The organism is Actinomycetota bacterium (assembly GCA_005774595.1).
Lineage (GTDB): Bacteria > Actinomycetota > Coriobacteriia > Anaerosomatales > D1FN1-002 > D1FN1-002.
Window position 1 is genome coordinate 1 of the sequence record VAUM01000009.1, and the last position, 15,297, is coordinate 15,297.

The window sequence follows — 15,297 nt, forward strand, 5'->3', positions numbered from 1 at the left end:
GAGCAGGAACGAGAAGCGTGCGCCGGGCTCGGCCGCCATGCCGCCGGCGATGGTGGAGCCGGAGCGCGAGACACCCGGGAGGACCGCCGCGGCCTGCGCGACCGCGATGCCGGCGAGCCGTGGCCACGTGAGCGCGTCCGGGGCGACCTCGTCGCGTTCGGCGCGGCGGGCGCGGGACGCGAGGTACTCGGCCGCGGCGAGGGCGGCGGTGGTCACCAGGAAGCCGATGCCGATGAAGAGCAGCGACTCGTTCGCGGCTTCGACCACGTCGCCCATGAAGTATGCGATGCCGCCGGAGACGAGCGTGGCCGCGCCGATGAGCAGCAGCAGCCGGCGGTCGGGGCTCCCCTTCCCGGCCTTGGCCAGCGACTTCGCGAGCGCGAGCAGGTCGGATCGGAAGTAGACGAGCATCGCGACGAGCGTGGCGCCGTGGAGGAAGACGGTGTAGGTGAACAGCATCGGGTCGGCGGCGTCCATGCCGAATGCCCGGTAGGTCAGCGCGAGGTGCCCGTCGGACGAGACCGGCAGGAACTCGGTCACGCCTTGGACGATGCCGACGACCATGGCTTGCAGGACCGTCACGTGCTCTAGACCTCCATCACGACGGGGATGACCATCGGGCGGGTGCGCACGCTCTCCCACAGGTAGCGCGAGAGCGCGTCGCGCACCGCGCGTTCGATCACGGCGGAGTCGGTGGCACCTTCCGAGGACGTGCGCGCGAGCACGCTCTTCACGCGCTGCATCGCGCCGTCGATGAGCTGCTGGTCGTCGCCGCCGAGCACGACGCCGCGCGCCACCAGCTCGGGGTCCCCGACGACCTTGCCGTCCTGCGCGTCGATGGTGATGACGACCGCGATGATGCCGTCGCGCGCGAGGTGCTGCCTGTCGCGCAGCACGACCTGGCCGACGTCGGCCGACAGCCCGTCGACGTAGATGACGCCGTGCTCAACGCCGCAGCCCGGCTTGGCCGAACCGGCGGTCAGTTCGAGGCACTGGCCGTTGTCCATGATGAAGATGTCTCTCCGGTCCATGCCGACCTGCTCGGCGAGGCGCGCGTGCGCGCGCAGGTGCCTCGATTCGCCGTGGATCGGCATGAAGTAGCGCGGCTTGACCATGTTGAGCATGAGCTTGAGCTCCTCGGAGCCGGCGTGGCCCGAGACGTGGATGTGCGCGTTGCCGCGGTGCAGCACCTCGACGCCGGCCTTCGAGAGGCGGTTGATCACGCGGTTGACGGCCATCTCGTTGCCGGGGACCGGCGAGGCGGAGATGACGACGGTGTCGTCCTCGTCGACCGTGACGGTCTTGTGGTCGCGGTTCGCGATGCGCGCGAGCGCCGAGAGCGGTTCGCCCTGGCTCCCGGTGCACAGGATGACTGTCTCGTGCGGTGCGAGGCTCGTGGCTTCGTAGGCGTCGACGATGTCCTCGGGGTCGATCTCGAGGTAGCCGAGTTCCCGGGCGATCGCCGTGTTCTGGATCATCGAGCGGCCGGTGACGACGACCACGCGGCCGCTCTCGACCGCGGCGTCGCAGACCTGCTGGATGCGGTGGATGTGGCTCGCGAACGACGCGACGATGATGCGCCCGGTCGCGCGGAGGAAGATGTCGCGCAGCGAGGCGCCGACCGACGCCTCCGGCGGCGAGTAGCCCGGGTTCTCGGCGTTGGTGGAGTCGCTCATCAGCAGCAGGACACCCTGCTTGCCCGCTTTGGTCAGCGCGCCGAAGTCGGTGAAGCGGCCGTCGATGGGCGTCTGGTCGAACTTGAAGTCACCGGTGTGCAGCACGTTGCCGACGGGCGTGCGCACGAGCAGCGCGACGCCGTCGGGGATGGAGTGGTTGACCGGGATGAAGTCGAGCCCGAAGCACCCCAGGTTCACGTGGCTGCCGCCGTTGACCTCGCGGAGCTTCGGCTTCTTGATGCCGTGCTCGGTCAGCTTGGACGCGATGAGGCCGAGGGTGAGCGCCGTGCCGAGGACCGGGACAGGCTTGCCGAGGTCCTTGAGCAGGTACGGCAGCGCCCCGGTATGGTCCTCATGGCCGTGCGTGATGACGATGCCGCGCAGCTTGTCCGCGCGCTTCAGTATGTAGCTGTAGTCGGGCAGGATGAGGTCCACGCCCGGGTGGTCGTCGTCGGGGAACATGAGCCCCGCGTCGATGACGACCATGTCGTCCCCGTACTCGAGGACGGTCATGTTCTTGCCCACTTCGTCCAGGCCCCCGAGGGGCAGGACGCGCAGGCGCTCCTTCTTGGTCATGGCGGTGTCTTCTCGACTCTCCTTGTCGTGGTACGGCCCGCGTGGGTGCGCAGGCTCGCTCGGGTCGTGCGCGCCGGCACCCGCGGACGGACGGCGGCGTTACGTTCGGTCAGTGCCTGTGCGTCACGCGAGCAGGCCGACGCCGCGCATGACGCGCGCGAGCTCGGCGGACTGCTCGGGAGTGGGCGGCACGAGCGGCAGGCGCACCGTGCCGACCGGGAAGCCGGCCAGGCGCAGCGCGTCCTTGACCATGATCGGGTTCGCCGTCATGAAGAGCGCCTTGAACAGCGGCAACAGGCTCAGGTGGAGTTTGAGCGCGCGGGTGTGCTCGCCGGCGACCTGCGCGGCGATCATCTCGGCCATCTGCGGGCCGACGACATGGCTCGCCACCGAGATGATGCCGGTGCCGCCCATGGCCATGATCGGCAGGGTCATCTCGTCGTCGCCCGAGAGGACCTCGAAGCCGTCGGGCGCGTCGCCGACGATGCGCGCGACCTGCGCGAGGTCGGGGTTGGACTGCTTGACCGCGACGACGTTGCCGCAGTCGCGTGCGACGCGCAGGATCGTCTCGGGCTCCATGTTCACGACGCAGCGCGCCGGGATGTTGTACATGATGACCGGGACATCGACCGCCGAGGCGATCGAGCAGAAGTGCCGGTACATGCCCTCCTGCGGCGGCTTGTTGTAGTACGGCACGACGGCCATGATCGCGTCCACGCCTCCGAGCGCCGTGACCTTGCGCGCGAACTCGACCGAGTCGTCGGTGCAGTTGTCGCCGACGTTGGCGACGATGGGGACGCGGCCGCCGACCGCGTCGATGACGGTGCGGAACAGCTCGAGCTTCTGGTCGTAGAAGACAGTCGGCGACTCACCGGTGGTCCCGCAGACGATGAGGCCCTGGGTCCCGGTCGCGATCAGGCGGTCGGCGAGCTCGCCCGCGCGCGGCAGGTCGAGGTGGCCGTCGGCCGTGAACGGCGTGACCATGGCTGTGAGAAGGCGCCCGAAGCGCGGCGTGGCGGACATGGTGGTTCACCCCTTGGTTCGCTTGGCGGACAGTCTACCGCATCGGGCTGACAGCGGGGTCGGTCAGCGCCTTCCATCGCACGATGCGCGCAGGATACGGGTAGTAGCCGTCCGCCGAGGGGGTCGCCACGGTCCGGACGCCTCGGAAACGGGGATCGGCCTCGATCCAAGCGCCCTTCGCGGTACAGATGACGACGTGCATCCCGTTGCCCGAGACGGCGAGGTCGCCGGGCCGCGCGTCCGCGGCGTTGACCGACGACGGGATCGAGAGCAGCAGCGTGCGGCCACCATAGCCTTGGCCGAGCTCGGCCGCGGAGGCGTCGTGCCACCACAGGTCGGCCGCGGTACGCAGGGCGCCCGGGTCCGCTTCGGCGAGGCCGCGCTCGACCAGCGCGTCGACGAGTGCCATGCGCGCGAGCCCGGAGCAGTCGATGCCCCACAGGCGCTCCCCGCCCCAGACGTAGGGCGCACGCCCGTAGCGGGCGAGCGCGCGCACGTACGCGTCGCGCAACGGTGCGCGTGCGAGGGAACGGCCCGGAAGGCAGAGGAAGACAGCACCGGCGAGCACAGGCACCACGAGGGCCGCCACGAGCGCAGGCCTGCGGCGGGCCGCGAAGACCGCGAGCGCCCACGAGACCGCGACGCCGACGACGATCGCGAGACGCGAGGCCGTGCCGGCGACCGGGAAGATGACGAAAGCGACCGCGACAGCCAGAGCGCCGAGCGCGAACTCGGCGGCCGACGGGCGGCGCAGGACCGGGTGCGGGAGTCGGATCGTCATGAGCCGAGGCTAGCGCGCGGCTGTGGGGAAGTCGCGCGGCGTTGCCGGGACGTTGACCCCTCGCCTACCCGGCCAGCTCGAAGCCGTCGTGGAGCGCGCGCACGGCGGCGGCGCAGTCGTCGCCGCGCACGAGCACCGCGATGGTCGTGTGCGAGTCGGCGGCCTGCAGCACGTCGACGCCGGCGGCGGACAGGTGCTCGGCGACCCGCGCCATGACGCCCGGGACGCCGTGCATCCCGGCGCCCACGAGCGTGACCTTGGCGAGCGCGTCCGTGACCTCGCAGGTCAGGCCGAGCGCGGCCACGACATCGCCTACCTGTGTGACGGCAGCCTCGGGCACCGTGAACAGCAGCGTCTCCCCCGCCGGGGTGAACATGTCGAGGGACACGCCCGCGTCGGCCATCGCGCGGTAGACGCGCGTCTGCGCGGCCATGTGCCCGTCCGAGCCCTCGGGCGCGTCGAGCGCTATGCGGACGCGCGCGACGCCGCTCGCATGCGAGACGGCCGTGGCGACCTGCGAGGGCCGGTAGCCGGCGATGTCGGCCACCTGGGTGCCGGGATGGTCGGTGTAGGTGTTGCGCACGCGCACGGGCATGCCGCTGCCCAGCGCGAGCTCGGCCGCGGGCGTGTGGACGACCTTGGAGCCGGCCGCCGCCATCTGGAACAGCTCTTCGGCGGAGATCGTCTCGAGGACCTCGACGCCAGAGCACGTGCGCGGGTCGGCGGTCATCACACCGTCGACATCCGTGTAGATCTCGACCTCGGCGGCCGACAGCGCCACACCGAGCGCGCACGCGGTCGTGTCGGAGCCGCCGCGACCGAGCGTGGTGACCTCACCGCCCGGCGCGACCCCCTGGAAGCCGCAGACGACCGGCACGCGACCCGCCGCGATGGCGGCGAGCAGCGGGCCGGTGTGGACCTCGGTGACCTGTGCGGCGCCGAACACGCCGTCCGTGACGATCCCTGCCGCGCCGCCGGTGAATGCGAGCGCGTCGACGCCCGCGGCGCGCAGTTCGTGCGCGACCACCACAGCGGCCACGACCTCGCCGGTGCTGGCGAGCAGGTCGGTCTCGGCGGGTTCGGCGGGCAGGCCCGCGACCAGGCCGAGCAGCGTATCGGTGGCGTACGGCGCGCCGGCGCGGCCCATCGCGCTCACGACGACCACGGGCGCCCGGTCGAGCTCGAGCGCCTCGGTCACGCGCGCGGCCACGGCGGCGCGGCCCTCGGGCGTGGCGACCGAGGTCCCGCCGAACTTCATGACGACGACGGGACGCTCGCTCACTCGCAGCCCTCGAGCAGCTTCTCGAGGCCGACGACGAGCCCGGTCATCGAGCCCACCTTGCGGATGGCGAGCACGACGCCGGGCATGAACGACGAGCGGTCCATCGAATCGTGGCGGATGGTGAGTACCTCACCGGGGCCGCCGAAGACGACCTCCTGGTGCGCGGTGAACCCGGGCAGCCGGACCGAGTGGACAGGGATGCCCTCGACGAGCGCGCCGCGCGCGCCGTCGACGTGCTCCGTGTCCTTGCCTTGGATGTCCGGGACGGTGCCGCGCGCCTCCGCCACGAGTCTGGCGGTGCGCACGGCGGTGCCGGACGGGGCGTCGGCCTTGCGGTCGTGGTGCAACTCGACGATCTCGACGTGCGGGAAGTGCCGCGCTGCCTGCTTCGCGAACTGCATCATGAGCACGCCGCCGATCGAGAAGTTCGGGGCGTAGAACAGGCATGCGTCGGTCTTCGCCTCGAACCAGATCTGCGCGAGGCGGTCCTCGGAGACCCCGGTCGTGCCGACGACGCAGTGCACGCCGGCCGACAGCGCCGCTCGCAGGTTGGACTCGACGGCGTCGGGCTGCGTGAAGTCGACCATGACGTCGGGGCCGGTCGCGAGCAGCGTCTCGGCGACGTTCATCGCGCAGACGAGCGGCGTCCCGCTGCCGTCGTCGACTCTCACGCCCGCCGCGGCGGTGTCCACGCAGCCGACGACCTCCATGCCGGGCGCTTCGGTCACCGCGCGGACGACCTCGCGGCCCATGCGGCCGCCGGCTCCCGTGACCAGGACTCGGATCATCTCGCGGTCCCCTCCCTACCCTGCCAGAGCCTCGGCCTCGGTCTGGCTGACCGGGCCGATGACGGCGAGCGTTCGCGGCGAGTCGAGCACCGCGGCCGTCACGCGCGCCACGTCCTCGAGCGTGATCGCGTCGATGCGCGCCACCAGCTCGTCGATGGTCAGCATCTCGCCTCTCGTGACTTCCGTCTTCCCCAAACGCGACATCCTGTTGCGCGTGCTCTCGAGCCCGAGCACGAGGTGGCCCTTGATCGACTCCTGCGCGCGGGACAGCTCCTCGGCGGTGACACCGTCGGCGATGACGTTCGCGAACTCGGCGCGGATGAGCCCCGCGACCTCGGCGGCGTTGCTCGGCCGCGTGCCGGCGTACACGGCGAACTGGCCGGTGTCCTCGTACAGTGAGTGGTACGAGAAGACCGCGTACGCCAGGCCGCGCTTCTCGCGGATCTCCTGGAACAAGCGCGAGGACATGCCGCCACCGAGCACGGTGTCGAGCACGGCGAGGACGAAGCGGTCCTCGTGGTCGGCATAGAGGCCATGGACGCCGTAGCAGATGTGCGTCTGCTCGGTCTCCTTGGTGATGAGCGCGAGGCGCTCCGGCTCCACGCGTGCGGCCGACGGACGCGAGGAACGCGGGCCCGCGGGCAGCTTGAGGAAGCGCTCGACCAGGCCGACGACCTTCGCGTGTGCCACGCTGCCGGCCGCCGCCACGACGGTGTTGCCGGTGACGTAGTGGCGATCGCGGTACGCGGCAGACGCGTCGTGCCCGAAGCCGCCGACGGCATCGGCGTCGCCGAGTACGGGCAGGCCGATCGGGTGGCCCGGCCACAGCGCGCCCGCGAACAGCTCGTGCACGCGGTCGTCGGGCTGGTCCTCGGCGCGTGCGATCTCCTCGAGCACGACCTCGCGCTCGGACTCGCACGCGTCCTGCGCGAGCAGCGCCGCGGCGACCATCTCGGCGAGGACCTCGATCGCGACGTCGACGTGCTCGTCGAGCACGCGCGCGTAGTAGCAGGTGTACTCCTTGGAGGTGAAGGCGTTGAGCTCCGCGCCGAGGCGGTCGAAGGTCTCAGAGATGTCCTGTGCCGTGCGCGTGGGCGTGCCCTTGAACATCATGTGCTCGAGGAAGTGCGACATGCCCGCGTCGGCGGCGTCCTCGTCGCGGCTGCCCACCGAGAACCAGATGCCGATGGCCACCGAGCGCACGCCGGACATCGTCTCGGTGAGCACGGTGACGCCGTCGGAGGTCGTGGTGCGGTCGTAGAACATGCGGGAGCCGCCTGTCAGCTGAGGGTGCGTGCGTGCAGGCGCCCATTGTAGCCGAGGGGCGGACACGGGCGGCGGGGGGCGCGTCCTACCGCAGCGCCATCCACGTGGCCGCGAGCACGGCGATCGCGCCCCAGAACACGACGCGCGCGTTCGGGTTGCGGTCCGCGTTGCGCTCGCGGATCCCGCGCGCGAGCAGCCACATGAGCGCGAGCATCCCGGACGCGAGCGCCACCGAGGCGAGCATCTCCACGCGCGGCCCGGCGACGCGGCTCACCACCACGAGCAGCGCGAAGCCGCCGAGCGAGAGCAGGTCGTCGGCGGACAGGAAGCGTGTCATCACAGCCCCCTCAGTCGGTAGCGGCCGGTCTTGCGCGTGCCGACCTTCTCAATGAGCCCGGCGTGCAGCAGCGGGTTGATGAGGTCCATCGCTCCCTGTCGCGAGACCCCGAGCGCCTCCCACACCTCCGCCGGCGACAGGCTGCCCCGCTCGGAGAGCATGGCGAGGAGCCGTTCCTGCCTCGGGCGGAGCGCGAGGTGCTCGGTGCTCTCGAGCGGCAGCGCGAGGATGCGCGCCCACGCTCGTTCGAGTGTCACGAGCAGTCCGCGTGCCGAGTACTCGAGCCAGCGCGTGAGGTCGTCGCCGTTGTCGCGGGGCTCGTCGAGTGCGGCGTAGTAGGCGGGCCGGTCCTCCCAGTACCACTCGTCGACGGCGAAGATGTGGTCCGTGTCGAATCCTCGGCGGTAGAGTTCGAGCAGGGCGAGTGCGCGGCCGGTACGGCCGTTCCCGTCACCGAACGGGTGGATGGACTCGAACCGGTGATGGACGATCGCCGAGGTGATGACCGGCGACAGCGCCGCTGCGGGGCCGTTCCACCAGTCGAGCAGGCCTGTCATGAGGGCGCGGACATCCTCGGGCGCGGGAGGCTGGTGCCTGCCGACGCTGATGCGGATGACGCGGTACTCGCCTTCCGCCCCCTGCTCCATGACCCGATGCGCGAGGACGCGGTGGAGGCCGAGGACCGTCTCGTGGGTGACGAGCCGATCGGCGGCGTGCTCGATGACGAAGACGAGGCCCGCGAAGCAGTTGACGATCTCGCGCGAGGAGCGGGGGGCCTGCGAGGTCGGCTCGATCCCGTCGGCCAGCGCGCGGACCTCGGGCAGCGTGAGCGGGTTGCCCTCGATCGCGGTCGAGGCGTGAGCGTTGCGCGTGCGGGCATCCTTCTGGAGAGCCGGGATCCAAGCCAGTTCGACGGAGGCATCACGGATGCGCTGACGCAGTGCGGCAATCTGCTCGATCGCCGCGAGGAGATCCGGCGTGACGGTGAATCGCGGCTCGTACGTCATGCCGTAAGTCAAGCATCTGTCAAGTTATGAGTCAAGCGGGGCCACGTGGGTCACCGAATGTCCGGGACTCCTAGGAGGCTAGGAGGGCATTCTCCTTGGAGGCCCGCTAGCTGAAGCCCTAGTTGGCCGGGTCCTCCGCCAGTTCTTCGGGTTCAGCGGCGGCGCCCTCTGCCGTCGCTTCCTTCCGTGCTACGTCAGCGGGGCGCCGTCCGCCTGGAAGCCGTTGTTGGGCTGGCGGGGATGCGGCAGCAGGTGCGCAGTCTACGGCGCGGGTTCCAGGCGGATCTCGTCGATCTCCGCCCGCGTGCCGAACCGGTAGTGCCACCAGTCAGGCGCGGCCCCGTAGGTACCCGCCCCCAACCCCGACGAGATGTCGCGCGGGTACATTCTGGATGGCGGCTCGAACGGCTGCGAAGCCGAGATTGGCGGGCGAGATGGCTATCGCCGCGACACCGACGCTGCGCATCGAGGGACTGCGCGTCCGCATCGGCGAACGCACGGTACTCGAAGACATCGATCTCACCATCGCCGAGGGCGAGACGCACGTGCTCCTGGGCCCCAACGGAAGCGGCAAGACCACGCTGCTCAACGCGATCGTCGGGATACCCGGCTACGAGGTCGTGGGTGGCAGCATCGCGCTTCGCGGCGTCGACCTCCTCCCGCTCACGATCGACGAGCGGGCGCGACTGGGTGTCGGCATCGCGTTCCAGCGTTCGCCCGCCGTTCGCGGCGTACGGCTGCGCCAGGTCATGGAGGTCGCCTCGGGCGGCGAGCTCGACGCCGGGCGCTTGGCCGAGATCGCTGACCAGCTTGAGCTTGGCGAGATGCTTGAGCGCGACGTCAACCTGGGATTCTCGGGGGGAGAGGCGAAGCGTTCGGAGATGGGGCAGCTGCTCGCCCAAGAGCCCGAGCTCGCGCTCTTCGACGAGCCGGAATCCGGCGTCGACCTCGACAACATCGCCGTGGTCGGCGGCGCCATTCAGCGGCTGCTCCGAGGTTCGGCCGCCCGCGACCGCAAACGCGCGGGGCTGATCATCACGCACACCGGCAACATCCTGCGCTACGTCAACGCCGACGTCGGTCACGTGCTGTACGAGGGCCGGATCGCGTGCAGCGGCAACCCGCTCGACCTTATCGGCGACATCACGCGTGAGGGCTACGAGCGATGCGTGGAGTGTGCGGCATGCAGACGGTAGAGACACCGATCCGGATCAGCGGAGCGTCGCAGGCCACCCTCGCGCGACTCGCTGAGGTGCGCGCGCTCGCCGAGGCCGCGATCGACAAGCCCGCTGCGCTCGGCCCCGACGTCGATATCGCGCGTTTCCGCACGGTCTCGGAGCGGCAGCAGGTCGAGAAGCTCACCTCGCTCGAAAGACAGGTGCGCGAGACTGCGCTCATGAGCGGCTTCGTGACCGACGAGGCAGAGCGGTCCGGGTCGTACTTCCAGATGGACCGCAGCGCCATCTACGCGCGCGTGTCCACCGCCTTTGGAGACGCCGTGGAGATCATGGGCACCGACGAGGCGCTCATGCGCGAGCCGAACGAGATGGTCGAACGGTACTGGTGGCGCGCGGTCGCCCCAGACAAGGACAAGTACACAGCGCTCGTCGCGCTACACCAGACCGAGGGGTACTTCATCCGCGTCGGAGCCGGGCAGAGCGTGGAGAAGCCGATCCAGGCGTGCCTGTTCGTGAGCGAGAGCGACGTCAGCCAGAACCTCCACAACATCATCGTGCTCGAGGACGGGGCCGAGGCCAACGTCATCACCGGGTGCAACATCCAGCCGGGCGTGCGCGAGGGGCTGCACGCAGGAATCAGCGAGTTCTACATCGGCAAGGGCGCCAGACTCACCTTCACGATGGTCCACAGCTGGGACAAGCAGTTCAGCGTGCGCCCTCGCACCACCGCCGTCGTCGATGACGACGGGGTGTTCGCCAGCAACTACGTCCTCCTCAGGCCCGTGAGCTCCCTGCAGGCCTTCCCGGTCGCGCAGCTGATCGGTGAGCGCTCGCGCGCGCTGCTCACGACCATCGTCTGCGGCCTCGAGGACTCCGTCATCGACCTCGGCACAGAGACGCAGCTGCTGGGCGCGGGCTCGAGTTCGGAGGCGGTGGCTCGCGTGGTCTCGCGTGACAGCTCGAAGGTCTACTCGAGAGGGCGCCTCGTGGCCCGCACGAGCGAGTGCCGCGCGCATCTCGACTGCCGCGGCATCGTGCAGTCCGAGCGCTCGACCCAGTGGGCGATCCCAGACCTGCAAAGCGAAGGGGCGCCGGGCGCGGAGCTTTCACATGAGGCTGCGATCTCCCCCATCGCCGCCGAGGAGGTCTACTACCTCATGAGCCGGGGAGTCCCCGAAGCCGAAGCCATCTCGATGATCACGCGCGGGTTCCTCGACCTCGAGATCCCGGGGCTGCCACCCGCTCTGCGCAAGCGGATCGACGAGGCGATCGCCGAAACGAGCCGCGAGTCGATGTAGCGCTGCCGCCGCGCGCTCCCGCGGCAGGGGTCGACCACGTGCGGCTGTGCGCCCCGCCCGCACTCACGTGCCGAGCATCCCAGCGAGCCGCGCCGCGTCGGCGACGGCATGCCCCTCGAAGTCGTTGTTGAAGTACACGTAGCAGTCGGTCCCTCTCTCGGCTTGGTAGCGCAGGAAACGCGCCCACGGCTCGAGCGAGGACTCGCCGTACGCACCACCGAGATCCGCCAGCCCGTGGAGCCGCACGTAGACGAAGTCGGCGGTCGGAGTCAGGTCGGCCGGCATCACGTCGCTGCTGACGCTGACCTGCGCCACGCCAGAGCGTCTGAGCAGGGCGAAGGTCTCGGAGTCGAGCCATGACTCGTGCCGGAACTCCACCGCGTGACGGATGGGGCCGCTCGGCAAGCGCGTCAGGAAGCGCTCGAGCAGGGCGATGTCCTTCGGAAGCGATGGCGGCAGCTGCCAGAGCACTACCGCCAGCTTCGGTCCGAGGACCGAGAGCCGCTCGAGGTAGGCCGCAAACGCCTCGTCGACGCCGGCCAGGCGGCGGTAGTGGGTGATCAGCCGGCTGCCCTTCGCGGCGAACGTGAAGTCCTCGGGCACCGCGTCCCCCCACGTGGCCACGGCCTGCTCCGAGGGCAGGCGGTAGAACGTCGCATCGATCTCGACCGTGTCGAACCGCTGCGCGTAGAAGGTCAGCCGCTCGGCGTGCGGCAGGTGAACGGGGTAGAAGATCTCGTCCCAGTGGTCGTAGGACCATCCGCATGTCCCGATCCTGATGCGCCCCGCGCCCATCGGCCCCAGCCCCTCACGCGAGCGCCGCGTTGCGCGCGTGCGCCGCGCTCGTGTGTGCTGCCGCAAGCGGCTCGGGCACCCGCCTGCGACCGCTCGACCAAGCCAGTGCGAGCGCGACGGAGCTCTCGAGGTCGACGAGGTTGCCCGGCGAGAGGTACACGGGCTTCACGCGGGACTTCAGCCGGATCGATGCACCCTGTGCGCCCCACTCCTTGGTGAGCACGTAGTAGTCGCCGCGCTCCGGTCCCGGCTCGTGGTCGATCGAGTGAAACGGCGTCTTGGGAACTCCGATGGTCGGCAGGCGGAGAAGAACGCCCACGTGCGAGGCCAACCCGAGTCCCCGCTCGTGCACGGTTCCGTGACCGTCGAGGAAGATGAGCCCGGGCTCGACCGCGAGCGCCTGGAGCGCGTCGAGCGTCAGCCGCCCTTCCCGGAAGGCGAGGTAGCCGCGCACGTAGGGCGCATCCGGCTCACCCGCAACCACCGCCGAGTCGACGACCGCGAGCGAGCGGTCCATCACGACCGCCGCCGCCCACGCGCGCCGGCCGTCCTTGGTGTAGCCGACGTCGACACCTGCGGCGAGAGCGGGTGCTCCCGCGCCCGAGCTGGCCAGTGGAGTGAGCACGACCTCGCGCGCAAGCCGGGTCTGGATCGCGGCCGCTTCCGGCAGCGGCACTCTCCACGGGTGCGCCAGGTCCTCCCGGACCGCGTGCACGCCGCTCAGCCCTTGACGACGCCGAGCGGCACCAGCCGGATCCGCGGCTCGACGAGATCGCGCTGCCAGCGCATGACGTCGTCGATGTCCTTGTAGGCCTCGGGCGCTTCCTGCGCGATGTCCCGCTTGCTCGCCGTGACAAGCCGCACCCCGCTGGCCTCGAGCTCCGCGTACACCTGCTCTCGGGTGATCGCCCGCATCGCTGCCTTGCGGCCCATCGCGCGGCCGGCGCCGTGGCTGCACGACTCGAACGCTTCGGGCTTGCCCAACCCTTCAGCGATGTAGGACGAGGTCCCCATCGAGCCGGGGATCGCGACGGTCCCGCGCGCCCGCACGGCGCCCTTGCGGTGCACCACGACCGGTTCCCCGCCGTGTTCCTCGACCGCGGCGTAGTTGTGGTGCACGTCGATGGCCGGTTCCGGCGTCACCGATGGGAACCGGCGGTCGAGCACCTGTTGCACGGACTCCCCCATGAGACGCCGGTTCTCGGCAGCGAACGCGAGGCACCAGTCCATCACCTCGAGGTACTCGGCGCCCGCCCCGCTGTCGACATCGAGGTGCGCCAGCCCCCACTCGGAAGGCACGGGCGAGCGAGCGAGGCGGTTCTCAGAGCGCGCGACCTGATCGTAGTGCTCGGCCATCTGCTTGCCCAGATTGCGAGACCCGGAGTGGATCATCACCCAGACGAGACCGTCGGGGTCCGCCTGCAGCTCGATGAAGTGGTTGCCGCCGCCGAGCGTCCCTATCTGCTTCTGCGCCCGGTCCATCTGCTGGCGCAGCACCGGGATGTCGGGCACGTCGTCGAACAGACCGGTGCGGTCGGCCTGGCTGGTATCGAACCAGTGGAACCCTTGCGGGACGGCCCTCTGGATCTGCAGGAGGACCTCGTCGATCGACTCGCCCAGTTCTGAGACCGGGATGTTGGTGCACCACGCGCGCACGCCGCAGCCGATGTCCAGGCCGACCGCGTGGGGGATGACCTGCCCCTGCGCCGCCATCACGCCTCCGATCGGCATACCGAAGCCGACGTGCGCGTCGGGCATGAGCGCGACGTGGCCGACCGCGAAGGGGAGGTTCGCGAGGTGCCGTGCCTGCTCGAGGGTCTGCTCGTCGGCGGACTCGCCCCAGACGAGGATCGGGACCCGTTCGGCGGTGATGGTCTGCATGCCGCTCGCCCCCGTCACTCGGCGAGGAAACGGTCGAACCAGTGCAGCGCGTGCGCGGCTGCCTGCTCGAGGGTCCCCGGCTCTCCGAACAGGTGCGTCGCGCCGGGTACCACCTCGACCTTCTTCTCGGTGGTGGTCATGAGATCGAACGCGTGCCAGTTGAGCTGCAGGACCTCGGTGTCGAGGCTGCCCACGATCAGCAGCACGGGGACCGCGATCGTCGACAGCTCCACGCCGGCCAAGTCCGGCCGACCGCCGCGCGATACCACCGCACGCACGGTGTCGGGCAGCCTTGCCGCGGCCACGATCGCAGCCGCGGCGCCGGTGCTCGCGCCGAAGTATCCGACCGGCATGCCCGCCACCGAAGGGATCTCCAGCGCGCTGCGGGTAGCGCCCGCAAGACGGTCCGCCAGGAGGCGGATGTCAAAGCGGTTCAGGTAGTTCGCGTCCTCTTCGGGCATGAGGAGGTCGAAGAGCAGCGTGCCGTAGCGGCCCGTCTCGCGCAGGGTCTCCGCGACCATTCGATTGCGCGCGCTCAGGCGACTCGAGCCAGACCCGTGCGCGAACACCACGAACGCACGCGCGGTCTCGGGCACGACCAAGTCGCCGAGCAGGTCGGCGCCCCCCGCAGAGATGGTGATCTCCTGCTCCATGCCCGCTCCTTCAGGACTCACTCCGCACTTACCTCTACCCATCTCCAAGCGCTTGCGCCTGCGGCTGGAGCCACGGCCGGACAGAGGGTCTGCGGATCGTGCCGGTGAAACGTAGCGATGATGCGGATTCTGGCACCGACGAAGCGTCAGGAGCGAACGCCGGCGTATCGACCGCACCGCCCACGCACCAGATCGGAATGCTCGCGTGCGTCGCTCGCGGCCGCGACGTCGACCACGACCATCGCAACGATCGCGGTCACGTTGCTGATCGAAACAATGAGTGAGCCGCCATTCGACAGCACGACCAGGAGCGCCGCGATACTGGCGCCGAGCACCACGCTGCAGGCGGGGTGCCCCCGCTTGGTCAGCCGAGCGACTCGCGGCGCGATGTCGCCTTGGTTGGCGAGGCGGATCGTCAACTCGCGTGCACCCAGAACGTTCGCGTTGGCGCCGGAAAGGGTCGAGGCGCGGACGCTGCATGGCCCTCCTCCACGCCGGGTGCGACGGAGAGGAGATCGTAGCCGTCCGGTCGTATCCGGCGCTCAGCGGGGGCTTGCCGCACGCGCGGACGCGAAGAAGGGGCCCCGCACCTGTGCCGGTACGAGGCCCCTCGGTAGCTCTCGCGTGCGTCGTCGTGCTAGTGGCGCCTGCGCGGCCTGCGGTCTCCGCCGCCGCCCTCGCGGCCGCCGCCGCCGAAGCCGCCGCGGCGCTCGCCGCCCTCCCCGCCTTCGCGGGGCGCACCCGAGCTCGGGGGCG

Annotated in this window: 17 protein-coding genes; 2 read left to right on the forward strand and 15 right to left on the reverse strand. The window is 70.4% G+C overall.

Features of this window, described 5'->3' with window-relative positions; all coding sequences use genetic code 11:
- From FDZ70_00940 to FDZ70_00980, 9 genes are all read right to left on the reverse strand, one after another.
- On the reverse strand, nt 1–582 hold a 582-nt coding region (locus FDZ70_00940; GenBank protein ID TLM80365.1), incomplete at its 3' end, for an undecaprenyl-diphosphate phosphatase.
- A 5-nt stretch (nt 583–587) separates the two neighbouring features.
- Nucleotides 588–2,252 (reverse strand): ribonuclease J, encoded by a 1,665-nt coding sequence (locus FDZ70_00945; protein ID TLM80366.1) that lies wholly within the window; start codon nt 2,250–2,252, stop codon nt 588–590.
- Nucleotides 2,253–2,375: 123 nt separating this feature from the next.
- Nucleotides 2,376–3,275 (reverse strand): 4-hydroxy-tetrahydrodipicolinate synthase, encoded by a 900-nt coding sequence (dapA, locus tag FDZ70_00950; protein TLM80367.1) that lies wholly within the window; start codon nt 3,273–3,275, stop codon nt 2,376–2,378.
- Between the two features lie 34 nt (nt 3,276–3,309).
- Nucleotides 3,310–4,056, reverse strand: coding sequence for an NlpC/P60 family protein (locus tag FDZ70_00955; protein TLM80368.1), 747 nt, complete (start codon nt 4,054–4,056; stop codon nt 3,310–3,312).
- Nucleotides 4,057–4,120: 64 nt separating this feature from the next.
- On the reverse strand, nt 4,121–5,314 hold the full coding sequence (locus FDZ70_00960) for an aspartate kinase (protein TLM80381.1): 1,194 nt from the start codon (nt 5,312–5,314) through the stop codon (nt 4,121–4,123).
- Nucleotides 5,315–5,334: 20 nt separating this feature from the next.
- Complete coding sequence (locus tag FDZ70_00965; GenBank protein ID TLM80369.1) at nt 5,335–6,126, reverse strand: 4-hydroxy-tetrahydrodipicolinate reductase; 792 nt, start codon at nt 6,124–6,126, stop codon at nt 5,335–5,337.
- Between the two features lie 15 nt (nt 6,127–6,141).
- The gene (locus FDZ70_00970; GenBank protein TLM80370.1) at nt 6,142–7,392 is read right to left on the reverse strand and encodes an insulinase family protein; all 1,251 of its coding nucleotides are present in this window, start codon (nt 7,390–7,392) and stop codon (nt 6,142–6,144) included.
- An 85-nt stretch (nt 7,393–7,477) separates the two neighbouring features.
- Complete coding sequence (locus FDZ70_00975) at nt 7,478–7,729, reverse strand: hypothetical protein (GenBank protein TLM80371.1); 252 nt, start codon at nt 7,727–7,729, stop codon at nt 7,478–7,480.
- The gene (locus FDZ70_00980) at nt 7,729–8,736 is read right to left on the reverse strand and encodes a Fic family protein (GenBank protein TLM80372.1); all 1,008 of its coding nucleotides are present in this window, start codon (nt 8,734–8,736) and stop codon (nt 7,729–7,731) included. Before FDZ70_00980 ends, FDZ70_00975 begins: the two co-directional genes overlap by 1 nt.
- A 434-nt stretch (nt 8,737–9,170) precedes the next feature.
- Here FDZ70_00980 and FDZ70_00985 point away from each other — a divergent pair, with 434 nt between their 5' ends.
- Together FDZ70_00985 and FDZ70_00990 are read left to right on the forward strand one after the other, a co-directional pair.
- Nucleotides 9,171–9,932: an ABC transporter ATP-binding protein gene (locus FDZ70_00985; GenBank protein TLM80373.1), complete on the forward strand. Its 762-nt coding sequence runs from the start codon at nt 9,171–9,173 to the stop codon at nt 9,930–9,932.
- On the forward strand, nt 9,920–11,212 hold the full coding sequence (locus FDZ70_00990) for a SufD family Fe-S cluster assembly protein (GenBank protein ID TLM80374.1): 1,293 nt from the start codon (nt 9,920–9,922) through the stop codon (nt 11,210–11,212). Before FDZ70_00985 ends, FDZ70_00990 begins: the two co-directional genes overlap by 13 nt.
- Before the next feature lie 63 nt (nt 11,213–11,275).
- On the opposite strand, the gene FDZ70_00995 is transcribed toward FDZ70_00990, so the two are convergent.
- The 6 genes from FDZ70_00995 to FDZ70_01020 all read right to left on the reverse strand — a co-directional run.
- Nucleotides 11,276–12,007: a DUF72 domain-containing protein gene (locus FDZ70_00995; GenBank protein TLM80375.1), complete on the reverse strand. Its 732-nt coding sequence runs from the start codon at nt 12,005–12,007 to the stop codon at nt 11,276–11,278.
- A gap of 13 nt (nt 12,008–12,020) precedes the next feature.
- Nucleotides 12,021–12,965, reverse strand: coding sequence for an endonuclease V (locus FDZ70_01000; protein ID TLM80376.1), 945 nt, complete (start codon nt 12,963–12,965; stop codon nt 12,021–12,023).
- A complete protein-coding gene (locus tag FDZ70_01005) occupies nt 12,728–13,888 on the reverse strand; it encodes an RtcB family protein (GenBank protein ID TLM80377.1) in 1,161 nt (386 codons plus the stop codon). The genes FDZ70_01000 and FDZ70_01005 overlap by 238 nt, the downstream gene beginning before the upstream one ends.
- Before the next feature lie 14 nt (nt 13,889–13,902).
- Nucleotides 13,903–14,541 (reverse strand): alpha/beta hydrolase, encoded by a 639-nt coding sequence (locus FDZ70_01010; protein TLM80378.1) that lies wholly within the window; start codon nt 14,539–14,541, stop codon nt 13,903–13,905.
- Nucleotides 14,542–14,687: 146 nt separating this feature from the next.
- On the reverse strand, nt 14,688–14,879 hold the full coding sequence (locus FDZ70_01015) for a hypothetical protein (protein ID TLM80379.1): 192 nt from the start codon (nt 14,877–14,879) through the stop codon (nt 14,688–14,690).
- A 299-nt stretch (nt 14,880–15,178) separates the two neighbouring features.
- Nucleotides 15,179–15,297 (reverse strand): single-stranded DNA-binding protein (locus tag FDZ70_01020; GenBank protein TLM80380.1); only part of this gene is annotated, 119 nt, incomplete at its 5' end.